10 protein-coding genes and 1 tRNA gene are annotated in these 16,585 nt (G+C 60.8%); 4 read left to right on the top strand and 7 right to left on the bottom strand.

The window, feature by feature from the left end; translation table 11 throughout:
- Positions 1 to 108 precede the first annotated feature (108 nt).
- From DOM45_RS19125 to DOM45_RS19100, 7 genes are all read right to left on the bottom strand, one after another.
- Positions 109 to 6,009: an ATP-binding protein gene (locus tag DOM45_RS19125; RefSeq protein WP_110603190.1), complete on the bottom strand. Its 5,901-nt coding sequence runs from the start codon at positions 6,007 to 6,009 to the stop codon at positions 109 to 111.
- Between the two features lie 47 nt (positions 6,010 to 6,056).
- The gene (locus DOM45_RS20425; RefSeq protein ID WP_280951708.1) at positions 6,057 to 6,185 is read right to left on the bottom strand and encodes a hypothetical protein; all 129 of its coding nucleotides are present in this window, start codon (positions 6,183 to 6,185) and stop codon (positions 6,057 to 6,059) included.
- Positions 6,186 to 6,395: 210 nt separating this feature from the next.
- Positions 6,396 to 7,316, bottom strand: coding sequence for a nucleotidyl transferase AbiEii/AbiGii toxin family protein (locus DOM45_RS19120; RefSeq protein WP_110603188.1), 921 nt, complete (start codon positions 7,314 to 7,316; stop codon positions 6,396 to 6,398).
- Positions 7,306 to 8,082 carry a type IV toxin-antitoxin system AbiEi family antitoxin domain-containing protein gene (locus DOM45_RS19115; protein ID WP_110603186.1) on the bottom strand — a complete coding sequence of 259 codons (777 nt, stop codon included), beginning with the start codon at positions 8,080 to 8,082 and terminating at the stop codon, positions 7,306 to 7,308. The genes DOM45_RS19120 and DOM45_RS19115 overlap by 11 nt, the downstream gene beginning before the upstream one ends.
- 221 nt (positions 8,083 to 8,303) lie before the next feature.
- Positions 8,304 to 8,660, bottom strand: a complete 357-nt coding sequence (locus DOM45_RS19110) for a nucleotide pyrophosphohydrolase (protein ID WP_110603184.1) — start codon at positions 8,658 to 8,660, stop codon at positions 8,304 to 8,306.
- A gap of 107 nt (positions 8,661 to 8,767) precedes the next feature.
- Positions 8,768 to 11,152: a DNA/RNA helicase domain-containing protein gene (locus DOM45_RS19105; RefSeq protein WP_110603182.1), complete on the bottom strand. Its 2,385-nt coding sequence runs from the start codon at positions 11,150 to 11,152 to the stop codon at positions 8,768 to 8,770.
- 417 nt (positions 11,153 to 11,569) lie between these two features.
- Positions 11,570 to 11,646 (bottom strand) — tRNA-Ile (locus DOM45_RS19100).
- An 84-nt stretch (positions 11,647 to 11,730) separates the two neighbouring features.
- On the opposite strand from DOM45_RS19100, the gene DOM45_RS19095 reads away from it, so the two are divergent.
- The 4 genes from DOM45_RS19095 to DOM45_RS19075 all read left to right on the top strand — a co-directional run bounded on the left by DOM45_RS19095 (position 11,731) and on the right by DOM45_RS19075 (position 16,431).
- Positions 11,731 to 12,339, top strand: coding sequence for a hypothetical protein (locus DOM45_RS19095; protein ID WP_240612476.1), 609 nt, complete (start codon positions 11,731 to 11,733; stop codon positions 12,337 to 12,339).
- Between the two features lie 3 nt (positions 12,340 to 12,342).
- Positions 12,343 to 13,089, top strand: a complete 747-nt coding sequence (locus DOM45_RS19090) for a 4'-phosphopantetheinyl transferase family protein (protein WP_110603180.1) — start codon at positions 12,343 to 12,345, stop codon at positions 13,087 to 13,089.
- A gap of 67 nt (positions 13,090 to 13,156) precedes the next feature.
- Entirely contained in the window at positions 13,157 to 14,053 is an 897-nt protein-coding gene (gene lpxO / locus DOM45_RS19085; protein ID WP_110603178.1) for a lipid A hydroxylase LpxO, read from the top strand.
- 242 nt (positions 14,054 to 14,295) lie between these two features.
- Positions 14,296 to 16,431 carry a TonB-dependent siderophore receptor gene (locus tag DOM45_RS19075; protein ID WP_110603174.1) on the top strand — a complete coding sequence of 712 codons (2,136 nt, stop codon included), beginning with the start codon at positions 14,296 to 14,298 and terminating at the stop codon, positions 16,429 to 16,431.
- Positions 16,432 to 16,585: the final 154 nt, after the last annotated feature.

Raw genomic sequence — 16,585 nt, 5'->3', positions numbered from 1 at the left:
TTTCGAGCCTCCCCTCTTTCGAAGAGGCATACTTATGAGGGGCGCAAGATTACTTTTTCAAAGGCATGCTGTCTGTTCACGGCTTGTGAGCATTCTTCAATTTAACCGCTAGTGATGGTCGCATCGGGCCCGCGCCGGATAGTAGCAAGGCTCCGGCTCACCGAGCTCGTCGCATAATCGGCTCCATTCGTCAGAAGTGCAGACCCACCGCGTGAGGACGGGATGCCGGTAGATTAGATCACCTCCATAGACCCTCCGCACGGGACCCAGCAGTCGTTCATGCCAAGCGACGATTACTCCTTCTCGGAGCCAACGGGTTGGGTCTGAGGGAGAGGGCTGCCATCCCAACTGGCGCCACTTAGGGCTAGGAAAGACATCGACTAATCCATCGACGAAAGGAAACAGACCATACACCCCCCACGTCAGCCAGCCATCGTCAGAACCCGGCCCGAAGATAATATCGAAGTCCTGGAGCATTAGTGAAGTGCGAGCATTCAGTACCCGCGGTGGTTCGCGGTCTCCCGCTAAGCTGCTGGGCAGGCGGTGATGCATGTGAACCTTAACGTCCCACTCTCTGGAGTAGCTCGTTACGCTTCCGCCTAGGACACGGATGTTATCTGGTAGATCGGAAGATAGAAGGGCGGCAAGCTCATACGCCAGCTTCTCTGGCGACTCGGTCATCAATTCATCCAAGTCGTCATCGATAGGCCAACCATCTGCTTGGGTGTGGGGGGCCGGCGTTCGCAGGAAAACGAAGGGGTCGGCGGCAGGGACGAGCGCCTGCGCCAGCCGCGCAACATCTACGTCAGAGAATCGGCCTTGGCGGTCGTGCTTCCTGAGGACCTCGAATAGGCGGGTATTCTCAGCCTCATCTTTCGGACTTAGCACATAGTCGCCGTCTCCCCCCGCCCGTCTGCGGCATTGGCTCGGCGATGGAGGATCGTTGCGAATAGACGATGCAAAATCCGACTCGACATCCCTTAGGCTCTCATTGCATGCGGTTTTTAGGAACGAGAGGAAGCTCAGGCTCGGCCTCCCGGCGCTCGCATGCAGCCCAGTTTGCGAGGAGGGTCCAGAAATCAGGGGCGCCGATGAAGCGATCACGAAGGGAGGGTTTTCGGTTGGCTTCGGCCAAGAGGGATCAGCGCCTCGAGATGTCTTTGCTGCAACTAGAAGAGCACCCCAAGCGCTGAGCCCTGTATCGAGACGTGGTGCCTCAACCATCCACCGGGCCAAGCACTCGTTGAATGATTCGCCTTGTGCTTTCACGACGACGGCCTCTGCTATGAGCAACAGCCTTTGTGCGACTTGGCCTTGGGAATCCGAAGCTCGCTCGACAAGTTGGCTCAGTAGGGTGGGAGTGGTACTCAGCATGCCAAAGACACCCCGAAGGGCCGTCTGCGCATACGTCTGTTCGTCGAATTCCAGCGAGCGCAGAAGGTTGGCCAGCAAAACCTCCGGCCATGTAGCCAGATCAGAAGAAGCGTCGACCGGAATTGGAGAGAGCGGTGGAAGACGACCGTCCCCTTCGATCCAGAGCGTGTGCATATCGAGCAGCCTATTGGTGCCATCGAGGAGTTCCTTCTGACCGGCCTGAGACGCTGCGAGCAGGCACATTGCGTCCAGGTTTTCTTGGATGGCATAGATCCGCACTTCTGGGGAAAGGAAATGGTCGGCCAACACGGCACGGCGGACCGCGTCCCAACGCTGCGCCGGAGTCACCAAGGGGAAGAGGTGCTCGTACGCATCGCTCGCCCCATCGAACCACCATATCTGCTCCTCGCGTCTCTCGAGCGCGGCCCACGCCTCCTTGATGCACTCAGCGTACGAGTACGAGCCCCCCCCCTCCGCTTTCGCATCGTCGAGACTGGCGGCCACCTGCTTCCAGTCTTGGTGTGCCGGAGCCAAGATAATAGCGTCGATAGGCTTGAGGGATGAGTAGTCAGGGGTGTCGCGCTCGATTGGCGATGAGGTAGTGTCCAGATCCCGCTGGCAGGCAAACTCGGCCGCTCCCATCAGTCGGAGGTCGCGATCGAAGTGACCGATGCCACCTCGTTGTGCGGCAGCGAGCAGTGCATCCCGTGCGTCTGCCAGCACCTGTCGGTCGGCATGAACTCGCCAGCAGAGCTGGCCTATACAGAAAGCCCAGATTGAAAGCAGTTCGGATCTCTGGAGGGGCTCGGTCTCAACCATTCGTAAGAGGGCATAGACAAGCGTATCATCGCCAACCTCCAATGCCGTCTCGGCAGTGAGCGCGATACGCGCTATGGACGACGGCCCGTCCACACAAGCAGCGCTCAACACCGCCGTCTCTATTGCTCCGCCGACTCGATTGTCTCCTGTTCGCGTGGCTTCTCGCGAAAGTGAAAAGAGCCGCAGTCCCTGATCTTCCCAAGCACGCGCGTTCACCGCAGCAGCTTCACGGAACCAAGCAAGAGCCTGGCTCAGGGAGTAGTCCTTGTGCCCCGTATATCCGATATTCGCCCAGGGAAGTCGGATGAGCGCCGGCTCGGCCGCTTCGTTTTCGCCGATCTCTTGGAGGAGGCTCGCGAACTCAGTGACGAACTGGTGTCGCTCCGCGGGGGGCAACGTCCAGGCGACCCCGTGCGAGCCTATCCAGGCGTCAGCATACAAGAGGAGTTCTTGCCGATGAGTCGCCTGTGCGAGGAAGCGCCAAACAGGCGTGAGCATCGGCCCCAACGTCCTGCACTCTGCTATTCGGTCAAGAAGAGGCACGCAGATCGCCCGAGTCAGTTCGCTATGTCCGCTCGCGCAATCGAGAATCCCCTTCACGATCAACGCAGCAATCTGGGGATAGCCAAACGGTATACGGTAGGGATGCCTATCCACCGCAGTCAGCAGGGTATTGACGGTGCGGGCCACCGTAGCTGGATCGCAATGGATCGCGGGCGTCAGGTCCTCACGAGTAGTTCGGATGAGGGAGCCCAGAAGAGCTGCTGCATGGAGAAGTTCTTTGACACCAGCGTCATGCCGTTCATCCCGTCGATCGCGCGCGTGGTAGACCTTCTCTATTTCCTCTCGCAGTCCGCTCGCGTGCCTGTTCGGGTCTGTGATGCCAAATAGAACCGCCAATCTTACCATCACCGTGATCTGGCTCGGTTCGTCAAGTCCTGTTCCGACGTGTTCCATGGAAGCGGCGATCGCGCTACTCCGGTCGGCGAGAACTGGCTTCGTCCACCGCTCCTGAAGAGCTCCGTCACCGAGGATTGCCGCTGCGACGGCGCCCGAAACGCGTAAATACCAAGGGTGGCAGTCCTGCGGACTCATCGCCTGGAGCACAAGGCCGCATCGACACCACTCGCGGCTGTCTATGAGCCTCCACAGTAGCTTCTCAACATCAATCAGATAGCACTGCTGGATACGATGCAGAACTTCTGCAAAGTCTTGGTCTCGAACCGCGAAACCATCGGCAGAGTCGAGAAGGCCCTGAGCATACGACGCTTCCGCGCTCTCCCACCCTGTCCCCTGGCTGCACTCTAGAAGTGTGGTTGTGGCGGCGCTAGCACGTCCGAGGCCAGCAAGAAGCGAACGGGCGGCGTCTTGCTGTTGGTGCTCGTGCGTACCCGCTCCAAACCGAGCAGATTCCGCGACCTCCTTCGGGCTCAAGCCGGCAAACCATCTCTCGAACGCGGCGCGAGCTCGTTCCGTTTCCCCAAGGTCACAAAGCTCTAGTACGTCATTTATCGCAGCCACCACGCGATCGTGAATCCAGTCGGGCTTCGCTGGGACGGCTCTCTCGACTCCGCGGGGAGAGATCGCTCCGGGCGGTACTGAGTCTATGTCTTCTCGGCCATCCCGCCACTGCAATGACGCTCGGAGCTGTTTAAGCGTCTTGAGACCGGCAGCAACCTGATGAGCCAACGACCAGTCTGGCTTGATGGCTGCGAGCGCCTCTGCAGCGGTCACGGCCTGCTCAGTCAGGATGTCGAGCCCTCGGCCTATAGCATGTCCTTCTAGGACCCAACTCGGCTCAAAGACCGATGCTTGGTCGCGAGGACGTTCCGCAATCCCGTATAACGCCTGGACAGCGGCATGTCGCGCGAGTGGATCATCCCCGTCTCGCAGAAAGTCACCCAGGAGCGACGCGGATTCCCTGTAGGTGTCAGGGTCTCCTCGTAGAACCCCATGCAGAAATACCCGGAAGTCGTTATGGAACACGCGGAAGCCTTGCGACTCCTCGACCACCAGCGGGCGCAATGCTCGGAGCACGTCCATCCAGTTCACCGGCATCGTGCCGTCGGGGTCTACGACAGCGCGGAGCATCTCGGGGGTCGTGCGGGACCTCGCGAGCGTCAGACAAGCTGCAAGGCGCAATGCAGATGCATTAACGAATTCCCGTGTGGTGGCCAACCAAATTGCCTTGTAGTAGCCCTCGACACCTGAGGTAAGTCGGCGATTGGCAAGAAGCGATGAAAGACCATCAATTTCATCGCCAAGCAATCGAGCTTCTTCCACAGCGAACACCGTCGAAAGCGTATGCCCTTCACACGCGGTATGAATGTCCCGAGCCACCGCGTTGGCCAAGTCGCTGTTGACGTTCAAACGCGCACCAATCAACTCCCGTACGTCATCCAACCCGAGACGAGGGAGCCGGTACATCTCTACACCGGCGGCGCCATGCCTCAGCCAATCAGGGTACTGTCGTAGATAGGCTTCACTTGGCTGCCCGCCGATGAGAAAAGTGACGTGTTCTGGTATTTGGTCCGGCGGAACTAGCGACGCGAGGAAAGTATCCGGGCCTTCACCAGCACGTGCAGCATGATCAATGCCGTCGACAGCAATCACGAAGGGCCGTCCCTCAGCCTCTCCGAGCATATTCGCGATTCGGAGAACATGTGCGCGAAGTTCCTCGACCGATAGCGATCCTGCATGAACAGGCACTTGAAGCTCGAAGAGGCGACCTCGCGCTAGCGGGCGCAGTTTGATCAGAAGGTCCGACCAGAGACTTCGGGGCTTGGTGACCTCAGAGTCCGCTGGCAGAAGTTGGTTCTCGGGTGTGATGGGACGATAGGCGTGGAAGCGCGCGTCAATGAAAGCATCTCGCCGGTTTGCCAAGTGGCTCAGAAGCGCTGTCTTGCCACTGCCGGGCTCACCGGAAACGAAGACGACCGGAGTGTCTCGCTTCCGGAGTAGCTCCACCACGTCATCCACAGCCGGTATCCTAGAGGGGAAGAAAGGTGCCGGCGGTGGAAAATCGTGGTCGCCCACGATGGTGTCTTCTTCCAAGCAAAGCTTCTCGTACGCAACCTCTTTCGTGATGGCCTCGGCTTCCCCACGATCAGACGTCGCCCATATCCGGAGTGCACTGTCGAGACGCGCGAGTAGTCCGTCACACACGGCTGGCTTGAGGGCGAAAAGCTTCTCGATGCGCTCAAGTAGTCGCATCCGCACCTCAGGCAGTTCCGGCTCAGAATGCTGTACTTCCAGTGCCTTGAGAAAAGCCAGCTTCTTCGCATCGGTCTTGATATCTTCGAGCTGAGGCAGCCACAGATTATCCCAAGCCCCCTTCCACTCCGGCTTTACCTTCATGGCCGACAGCGTGGCTGCTCTCTTCGACTCGGCGCTCATCCATGTAATGAAGTCAGCTAGTGAGGGCCTTGTGATCGAACCGGCCCCCTTTGGGGTATGCTTCTGGGTACCAGCTTGTCGATTGGTGAGGAGCCAGACCTCGGCAGGTTCCCCGGCAGCAACCCAGCCCGCGGCCATGTGCTTGAGCAGCGAGTCTTCGCTGTCACCGCTGGCGACCATATCCCCGAAGGTCAGAGAATCGGACACTCGCGTGTGCTTGACCTGAATGAAGCGGCTCTTGCCATCCGCGAATGCGACTACTACATCGTCCAGCCCCTTGTGCCCGGACTTCTGGAGCGTGACGGTCAGGACTTGTTTCTGGGCATCCAGAAGGTCGAGGACGTATTCCAGACCTACGGACCACTCATACCAGTAAGGATCCCCTAGACCCGCACCGGGATTCTTTGACTTCGACGTCATACGCTCCAGTCACCTTCGTCTGACCAACACCACGCTCTATGGCTGGTTCATAGCACATCGATAAACCATACCAGCAACACCGCCTGGTTAGGTGCCAAATTTAGCAAGTAGTCGCCCTCGGTTTCTTCCAGGACCAGGCGCTTCTCCTCGCGCTTGGTGAGGCGGTAGTGGGTCAACTCCAACTCGCTGACGTACTCCCTCTTACGGCCGTACCGGCCATCCAACCGTGGGTCGTCATCGTTTCGATGATGTCCCGCTGGAACAGAGCTTCCCTGCTGTTCGCCATGTCATCCCCTGAGCCTGGCGTAACTATTCGTAACAGCCTAGCGCTTCAGGGATAAGAGGAGAAGTCTACTTAGGCCGCTGAACCATCAGGGCACCAGCCGTTATTCGCGAAGCCTGCCCAAGGCTTGCTCCAACAGCTCAAGTGATTGACGATGCTTGTCCGGGTGCATCTTATGGATGTTGGCGAGCTTCCAGCGCACGGCAGGCAGCCGATCCCCCCCCGCCAGCGGAAGCAGTGCCCAGTCAGGCGCCCCCTGCTTGAAGGACTGGAGAAAGCGAACATCCTCGTCCGTCATCAGTTGGCCTAGCCGCGACAGCAGCTCATCGCGGACGCTTTCCAGCTCCTGCAACGGGATATCGGCCCTGGACATCCCGGCAAACTCCTGTCGGTAGATGTCGTCCAATGGTTTCAGTCGCGGGTTAAGCACTTCGTTCAAAGGCCTCGGGTGCCCCAGCAGATAAACCAGGAAGCCTTCGAATACGCTTCGATCCAGGCCGCCCTGGTTCAGTAGCAGCTTCACATCGAAAAGGTCCCGGGGGTGCTGGCGATCCAGCGCAGCGCAGATCTTGCCGCCATACAGGTCCGGCAGCGACACCACCTGCACCGCAGCAAAGCCGTACTCGTCCTCCACGGCTTCAACGACATCGCGCTCCTGGGGCGGGTGCAGGGTGCCACGCAGTACTGGCGATACCTCAACCTTCACCTGGCTACGCCCTCGGCGTACCAGAATCCTCAGCTCATCTCGGCGATTATCCTGAAGCTCGGCCCGTACGCCTGGCAGTCTGGCGCTAAAGGTCCCTGCCAGTCGCTGCAGCGCCTCGCGACAGCGTCGCAGTGCCTCGTCACGGGTCTCCAGCGGCAGGTAGGCCAGGTCGATATCGACCGATAGGCGAGGTAATGGCTGCACGAAGAGGTTGATGGCCGTACCGCCCTTGAGGGCGAAGCACGGCTCGTCATTGAGAAATGGCAGCAGCGAGACCAGCAGCCTGACCTGTTCGTGGTAGCGAGCTTCAATCGGCATGCAGGAACGCCTCCGGCACCGTCACGTGATATTCCCTGTCTAGCTTGCCGCCCTGGCAGAGCTGCCGCTTACCTTTGCCGAGGTCCAGTCGGCGTGGTTCCAGACGACCGTACCAGGCATGCCCGGCGTGGCGAGCCAGTACCAGGAAAGCCCGCTTGGTTCTCACCGAACGGCATCCCTCCAGCAATGCCTGCAGCCGGCGCGGACGCAGCGTATTGAGTCCGCCGAAGGTATCCACCATCTCGCTGCCGAACAGCAGCTCATTCGGCGTCACGGCGATCCACTCCAGGACCGCTCGCTCGGGTGTCGATACCCGCAAGCTGAAGACCCTGCTATCCGGCGCGTAGTCCGTGAAGCTACCGGGAAGCTGCACCGGCAGGCTCTTTTCAGAGTGAAGCACCATCCGCCCTGCCCACTTAGCATCACTCAACCACCGGGGCAGCCGAACGGCTTCCTTGCCATACAGGTGCGTCGTGCTTTCCCCCATGGGCAGATAATGGGCAAAGCCATGCAGTGTCAGGGCCGTCTGGCCACCCGGCCACAGCGGTGGTAAGTCCGTGTCGCCGCTCGTCTGCAGGGCGAAAACAGCGCTCTCCCAGGTAAGAGGCTCCCCCGCTTGGCAGTAGGCGCCGTGCCCCACGCGCTGCAGCCAGCCACTGCTGGCCAGCTTACGCGCCTGATCCGAGGTGACGCCGTGTGACGCCAGCCAGGCGGTCGTCACCACGGCGCCATACGGGATCTTGTGCAGCAGCTGGTTTATTTTCACGTCAAAAAGCGGCCTTAAATTCCGTCTTCAGAATGAAGAATAAACCACACTGGTTTATCTTCAAGCATTAAATCGCCATTATAGGCCGTTTTTAGAACATAATTTAAACCGAAAGCCGAGTCTCCGGCCCTGCTTAAGTTCAAATTCAGCGGGAGGAAGCTTGAGGGACGAGGCCAGGCTGAGAAGGCCGCTGCAGGGGGACAAAGCAGCCACACATCACGTCAATCCTGATAGTGCGTGTATTTTTTCGCGCTTCCTTTCACTTGGTCGGCGGGATATTTCTCCGCATTCTTCTCCATCTTCGCCCGGCATGCCGCTTCGATATCCACGTCCAGCTTTCCCGCCAGCCGGATCAGGTAGAGCTGAACATCGGCAATTTCGTCGCGCACGGCGGCCAGTTGCGGCTCATCCAGCTCCCTGGACTGCGCCTCGGTCAGCCACTGGAAGCACTCCTGCAGCTCCGCTGCCTCAACCGTCAGCGCCATGGCCAGGTTCTTGGGCGAGTGGAACTGGTCCCAGTCGCGCTCGGTGGCGAACTGGTCCATGGCGTCGCGGAGCTGCTTGAACGGGTCTGACATGGAGGGCTCACCTGGTTCTGCGGTATCGAATAGCGGAAAGCATGCCTGCTATGCCGCTCGCTATCCAGCCGGTATCGGCGTAGGCGACCATCCGGCCGCCCACTCGCTCACAGCACGGAGAGGAATTCACCGATGACCTTCAGGTCCTCAAGCTCGTCCTCGAGCACGATGTCCTTGTAGCCGAAGGCGTTGGTTTGGGGCTTCAGCACGATGCGCTGGTTCACGAACTCGCCGTACGCCTCGATCTTCTCGCTCTGGTACAGCTTGATCGTGAAGCTACCACCGTAATCCGGGTCTTCGATTGAGCGATGCTGGACCACGACGACCTTACCCTGCCGCGTGCCGCCGGGATTGGCTCGGAACAGACACCAGGCGCCGTTGGGGATGCGCCGGTTCATCGACTCCCCCACCACTCGGCTGACGAACAGGTCGGGGCTTATACGCACATGATCCGGTAGCTCGACCCAGCGCTCGGTGTAGGCTATCTGCGCCTCGCTGAACTCGCCGGCGGCGATGCTCAGGTCGTAGACGGGCACATGGCGCTCGAACGGCACTGCCTCATCACGCGTCACGATGGGAAGATGCAAGCCATCCAGCGCTTCTTCCGGCGCGGCATCCTCACCATGTCCGGCGGACTCGTGTGCGAAGGCCGCGAAATATTCTCGGGTCTCGGGGTCCGTGGCATAGACGTAGCAGCCCTTCTGGCCCCGCGTCATCAGCGTTCGGTAGGTGTTCTTGATGATCTGATCCGCCAGCTTGCGGGCGTGAGCCGGTTCCTGCTTGAGCAGCGTCTTGTAGCCGTGCACCGAGCGATCCTGGCTGGCGCGCTTGGCCGCGTCCGTCACAACCCGCCCGTCGCGAATGACGAAGTCGTCCCCGATGATGACGCCAACATAGTCGAATTCGAGCCCCTGACAGGTGTGGATACAGCCAACCTGCTCGACAGAGGCATCGGCAATCGCCCATAGCATGCCGTCGTCATCGAGATTCCACTGGGCCGCAAAGCCGTACTCGGGGAAGACGATGTCCATGGCGTGCTTGTCTTTCTTGCTCGCCCACGGCCAGCAGTAACCGGCGACCATGCGCGCCTTGTTGGCCTTGCGGTTCTTGTCGAGAATCGCGCGGCGCAGGGCGCTCGGGTCATCGAATACCTGGAAGTCGTAGTCGATGCCCTCCAGGTCGGTGTTGGCCGTAGTGCGAATCTGCAGCGCATGATCGAGCCAGGCCAGATAGCCATCCGAGCCGTTGCAGCGGAACTGCGAGGCCAGCTCCAGCTCACTGACCTCGGCGCCGCACTCCGCCGCCCGTCGCCGAACCTCCTCGACCGTACCCACGTCTTTCAGCGTCACACGCTGCGCTTCGTCGATGAAGAAGATCGAGAGCCGTGACGCGGCGATGATCTCCTTGATCTGGCTCTCGCCCAGGTTCTGATACATGCCGGACTTTTCGTTCAGGCGATGCGCCTCGTCGACGATCAGCGCGTGGAAGGTATCCGGCTCAGCGTTGACGTAGCTGCCCGAGCCCTTGAACAGATTGTCGATATGGGTCTTCTTGCGCGTGCCAGTAAGCCGCTTCTTGAACACTTCGCGCGGAGCCGAATTGCGCGAGACGTACTGCGTCATCATCTCGCGCTTCGTCAGCTCCACCAGCAGGTTGATCGCGACCACCGACTTGCCGGTGCCCGGGCCGCCCTTGACGATCAGGCACTGCTTGCCCCCCTTGGCGACCCGATGGGCGAGATCGAGAGCGGTCTCATAGACCAGTTTCTGCTCATCGATCATCAGGAACTCGGCGTTACCATCCATCATCGAAGCCAGGGCATCCGCTAGGTTCTTGCTCGGCTTGATCACCCCGTGCTCGATGCGATACATGATGTTGTCGCTATCGCCGTACTTGATGTGCTGGCTGAGAAATGCCGAGAGCTTCAGGGCATCCGGCGAGATGAATACAGGCGCTCGACCGGTATGATGGGAGTAGAAGGCATCATTGATGGCGTCTCCCTGCTTCATGTTGTGCAGGTAGGCGCAAGGCATCAGCTGGATCGACTCCAACCGCACCGTCTCGTTGTAGTCATTGATGAGGTCTGCGTAAGACCACGCCTGATACGAGGGATGATTGGTCTCGCGCACTCCTTTGCCCAGCCGAGTCTTGACGATGGCATCCTTTTTCGTCACCTCAACGGACTCCCACTGCTTCAGCTCGATGATGACAGCGGTATCGGCCCGCTGGGGGTTCTTGCCCGTGAGAATGAAGTCGACACGTCGATTGGTCAGCGGGATGTTGTATTCGATCGCAACGCCCGCCGAGGCCGGGATACCTTCATCGAGCAAGGCGCTCATCATGAAGCGCAGCGAGTTTTCCCAGGACAACATCTCGTTACGGGGCGAGTTGCGATTCAGCCGGCGAGCCACTTCGTTATTGATGGTGTCGGTGATGACATTGGCGCGCACATCGTCGATGAACTGCTGCTTGGTGGCGTTGTAGACCAGCATTTCCCTGTACTGCCCCCTTCCCTCAATGGCTTGGCCATGATTCATCACATTCGAATGTAACGATTATGCACGCTGATCCCCTGCGCGACATACTCAGGAGTAAAAACGTATGCGGCGCTCAAGGCCTATCTCTGAGCGCAGGGGACTCATAATCCCTTGGTCCTGACCCTCTCTCCCCCTCGGTCAGGTCAGCATCGGCCTTCGCGCAGCACCAATGAACCGAACCGCCCGGGCGTTGCCCAAGAAATCAGCCCGGCACGCCGTTCGTTTGCACGGGCAACACGGCATAGCGCCAAGCTTGGGTTCGAGAGCGCGAAGCGCATCAGTTGGAGAAGTTAGTGCTTGGATATAGGCAGTTCGAGGGCAGGCACTCGCGCTATGAAAACGTCTGGGGAAGATCTGAAAGATGGGAAGCTGTGGTGGGCCCAGTAGGACTTGAACCTACGACCAAGGGATTATGAGTCCCCTGCTCTAACCAACTGAGCTATAGGCCCTGAAACGCGGGAGCCGTATGATAACCAAAGCGGTCGGCACAGGCCAGCCGCTATTGCAGGCCATGAATGTCCAGGGAGGACACGATGTCACCGAAACCGATCATTCGTCGCGTCATGGGTATCGGCCTGGCCGCCGGTCTGGCCCTGTCCTGCGGCTTGGCCCAGGCGGCATGGCAGCTCGACCCCAATCAGTCCCACGTCACGGCCACGGTGACCGAGATCACCAGCGGGGGCGAGTCGATCACCCACGAGCACGCCCTGCGCCGCATGGAGGGCCAGATCAGCGCGGATGGTACGCTGAAGCTGCCCATTCGGCTCAACCAGACCGACGTGCTGGACCGCCTCGGCAATCTGCCGCCGTGGATGTCCTCGCTCACCAATACCACCCTGGTGACGGTCGTCACTCATCTGCCCCCGGAACGGATCAACTCGCTGGCCGTCGGCCAGTCGACGGTCGAGATACTGACGCTCCGTACCGATTCCAACGGCGAGCAGCGCCAGGAGAAGCTGCCGGTGCGCTTCACCCGTGAGGCGACCGACGTGGTGCGCGCCCGCAATGCCGAGCCGGTATCGCTCGATGGCAGGGAATTGATGAAGAACCAGACAGTACGTTCGATCCTCTCGCTGATGGGATACCAGCAGATTGGCGACGAGGTGCCGGTCGAGCTGAATGCCGTGCTGGTCGATCGCTAAGCGATGTCCGGATCCGAATCTGCTGTCACTGCACTGCCGCCGGGGTGCCACTCGCCACTGAGCGAGTGGCCCTGGCGTGAAGCATTACCCTGGGCGAGGTTCAGTGCCCTGCGTTTCGATACCGGAGTGCTGTGCGAAGCCGATCTCGATGGCTGGCACCTTTCGCTGCCGGATCGTCTGGCGACGGCAGCGGCCAAGCGCCGGGCCGAGTTCCTGGCCGGCCGACTGAGCGCCCGCCACGCGCTCGCCGAGCTGACGGGCTCGCCGACGACGCCGGCACAGGACGCGGAGCGACTCCCCCGCTGGCCAGCGGGCACCGTCGGCTCGATCACTCACAGCCGGGGGCTGGCGGCAACGGTCGTCGCCGAGCGGGCAGCGTGTCTGGGCATCGGCCTGGACGCCGAGGTCGAGATGACCGCTGAACGCGCGCGCCGTCTCGCGCCACAGATCCTGGTGGCATCGGAGCGCGCCTGGTTCGATGGCCTGCCCGGGGCGCAACAAGGGGAGTTCCTCACCGTGGCGTTCTCACTCAAGGAGAGCCTGTTCAAGGCGCTCTACCCGCTGGTGCATCGACGCTTCTACTTTCCCCATGCCCGGGTGACCGCCTGGGACGCCGAAGGCGGAACCGTCGCCATCGAGCTGCTCGAGACACTGTCGCCAGAGTGGCGGGCCGGTGCTCGGCTGACCGGGCAGGTGGCGAAAATCGGCGACTATCTCTTGACGCTGATCGCGATCTCGCGAGAATCGTGAGCGACCAAACTAATTTCACTGAAGCACGATCGCCCGTGGCGATCGGCTCGCCAGCGGAACCGATCCCATGATCAAGTGGATACTGATACTGCTTTTCGTCGCCAGCGTGCTCTACACGCACTACCGCGGGCGCGTGCGCCACAGGCCCTTGCGCCAGCTCTCCGATCACTCGACCTTCATGGCGCCGATCAACGCGCTGATGACGCTGTTCGGGCGCGACAAGGATCGCCCCTACCATGATCTGGGGAACTACCCGGAGCTCGAGCGCCTGACCGGTAACTGGGAGACGATCCGCGACGAGGCGATGGCGCTGCAGGACCACATCAAGGCCTCTTCCCGCTACGACGATGCCGGTTTCAACTCCTTCTTCCGCCGGGGCTGGAAGCGCTTCTACCTGAAGTGGTACGGCGAGAGCCACGCCTCGGCCGAGCAGCTCTGCCCGCAGACCACGCAGCTGCTGGCGGGCATCCCCAACGTCAAGGCCGCGATGTTCGCCGAGCTGCCGGCGGGCAGTCATCTGACCCTGCACCGGGACCCGTATGCCGGCTCCCTGCGCTATCACCTGGGCCTGATCACGCCCAACGACGACCGCTGCTATATCGATGTCGATGGCGAGAAGTACAGCTGGCGCGACGGCGAGGCCGTGATGTTCGACGAGACCTATCTGCACCGCGCCGAGAACGGCACCGAGCAGAATCGCATCATCCTGTTCTGCGACATCGAACGTCCGATGAAGTATGGCTGGGCCCGCAGTCTCAACCACTTCTTCGGCCGTACCGTGATGGCCGCTGCCAGTTCGCCCAACGACGACAGCGATCGCACCGGTGGGCTGAATCGGGCCTTCAAGTACATCTACGCGGTGCGGCGCCAGGGCAAGGCACTCAAGAAGCGCAACAAGACGCTCTACTACGCCATCAAGTGGGCACTGTTCGCCCTGGTGATCATCGCCATCATCGCCTGGTGAGCGGCCGGGCCGGCACACGCCGGCCCTTCCCGCTTCCCGCTTCCCGCTTCCCGCTTCCCGCTTCCCGCTTCCCGCTTCCCGCTTCCCCAGATCGTCTGTTATTCGCCGTTCTCGCCGTACCGCCCCTCTCTTTTTTTTGAAAATAATTGTCATTGCGGTTCAGAAACCGGGCTTTCCTACGTCTTCTTACTGGCAACATTCATGGATAAGAACGATTTTCATTCAAGGGGAGCCTGTCGTTCATGCATTACGTTCTGCGCTATCCGGCAAGTGCACTGGCCTGCGCCTGCCTGTCGTTTCCCGTCTGGGCCCAGCAGACGGGCAACGACACCGTCGCCGCCACGGCGTCGGCTGAAACCGCCAACCTCGATACCGTCACGGTGACCGGACAGTCGGCCGCGACCAAGACCGAAACGCCCATCGTCGAAACGCCGCAGACGGTCTCCAACGTCGACCGCGCCGAGATGGACGAACGCGGCGTGCGCACGGTGCGCGAAGCGGCGCAGTACACGCCCGGGGTCTACACCAACCAGGTCGGCGCCTCCAATCGTTACGACTACCTGGTCATGCGCGGATTCTCCGATGGCAGCCTGAGCAACACCTATCTCGATGGGCTCAAGGTGATGGGCGATGCCAACAGCTACAGCTCGATGGTGATCGATCCGTGGTTCCTGGATAACGTCGAGATCGTCAAGGGGCCGGCCTCGGTGCTCTACGGGCGCTCGTCGCCCGGTGGTCTCGTGGCCCTGACCAGCAAGAAGCCGCTGTTCGAGAGTCGCAACGAGCTCCGCTTCAGCACTGGCACCAACAGCCAGCGCAGCGCCGCGTTCGACTTCTCCGGTCCGCTGGACGACGAGCGGCGCGTCGCCTATCGCCTGGTCGGCATCGGCAGCAAGTCGGACACCCAGTTCGACCATGTCGAGGAGGAGCGCTACGCCATCGCGCCCTCGATCACCTGGGACGCCACCGACGACACCAGCATCACCCTGATGGCCTACCTGCAGCACGATCCGGAAGGCGGCTATCACTCCGGCGTACCCTACGAGGGCGCCGTCAGTCGCCACAATGGCCGCCATATCAGTAACAACTTCTTCGACGGCGAGGCCGACTACGACAAGTTCGAGCGCACCCAGCGCATGTTCGGCTACAACCTCGAGCACCGCTTCAGCGACAACGTCACCGGGCGTCAGAAACTGCGCTACCTGAACTCGGACGTCGAGCTGAACCAGGTCTACGGCTTCGGCTGGGTGTCGCCGGACTCCAACGAACTGAACCGCTACTACTCCGGCGGACGCGAGTCGCTGCAGGCCTGGACCGTCGACAACCAGGTGGAGGCGAAGCTCAAGAGCGGTTTCATCGACCACACCGTGCTGGTCGGCGTGGATTATCAGAAGCGCAAGAATGACGTCACCTGGACCTATGGTTCCTTCCCCAGCCTCGATGCCTTCGACCCCAGCTATGGTGCGGACCCTGAAGCGCCGGGTATCTACACGAGCGCGGAAGAGCGCCATGAACTCAGCCAGACCGGGATCTACCTGCAGGATCAGATGGCGATCGACCAGTGGCGTATCACCCTGGGCGGCCGCTACGACTGGGTCGATATCAAGAACAAGAACCATCTCACCGATAGCGAGAGCACACTCGACGACACCCAGTTCAGCGGTCGTGCCGGCGCGCTCTACCTGTTCGACAACGGCCTCGCGCCCTACCTGAGCTACAACACCGCCTTCACACCGACCAGTTTCGTCGATGCGGAAGGCGATCTGCTGGAACCCATGGAAGGTGAACAGTGGGAGACCGGGCTCAAGTACCAGCCTCCGGGAAGCCGCGATCTCTACACCTTGTCGCTGTTCCGGATCAATCAGAAGAACGTGGCCACCAAGGAGCAGCCCAGCGACCCCTACCGCTCCGTGGGCGAGATCCGCTCCCAGGGCGTCGAGCTGCAGGCCAGGACCTGGCTGACCGACAACTTCCGTCTGCAGGCCGGCTACAGCTACACCGACATTCGCTACACCAAGAGCGACGATCCGGACGAGGACGGCAACTACGCCATCTATGCGCCGCGCCACCAGGCCAGCCTGTGGGGCCACTACGCCTTTGATCGCGGCGCACTCGACGGGCTCGACGCGGGTGTCGGTGTACGTTACTACGCGGATGTCTATGCCGACCGCGCCAATACCAAAACGGTTCCCGACTACACCCTGGTGGATGCCGCAGTGGGTTATGACCTGAGCCATGTCGGTCTGCAAGGGGTCAGCGCCCGGGTCAACGTCGGCAACCTGCTCGACAAGGAGTACGTGTCGTCATGCAACTCGCTCGAGTACTGCTACTTCGGCGCGGAGCGTAACGTCACCGCCACCGTTTCCTATCAGTTCTGATCCCACCGGGAGGAGACCACAGCTAGACCATTCGACTACGCGGGCGCCTGGCGAACCGGGAGGCAGGGACGCCTCCCCGTCTCGACTCGCCACGCGACAGTCCGGCCCGGCAGCACCATCGGGCCACCAAGCATGCATCACCGTATTCGAGGTT

Source organism: Salinicola lusitanus, assembly GCF_003206045.1.
GTDB lineage: Bacteria > Pseudomonadota > Gammaproteobacteria > Pseudomonadales > Halomonadaceae > Salinicola > Salinicola lusitanus.
Note: the sequence above shows the minus strand (reverse complement) of the source record. Positions and strands in the feature narration are given on the sequence as shown.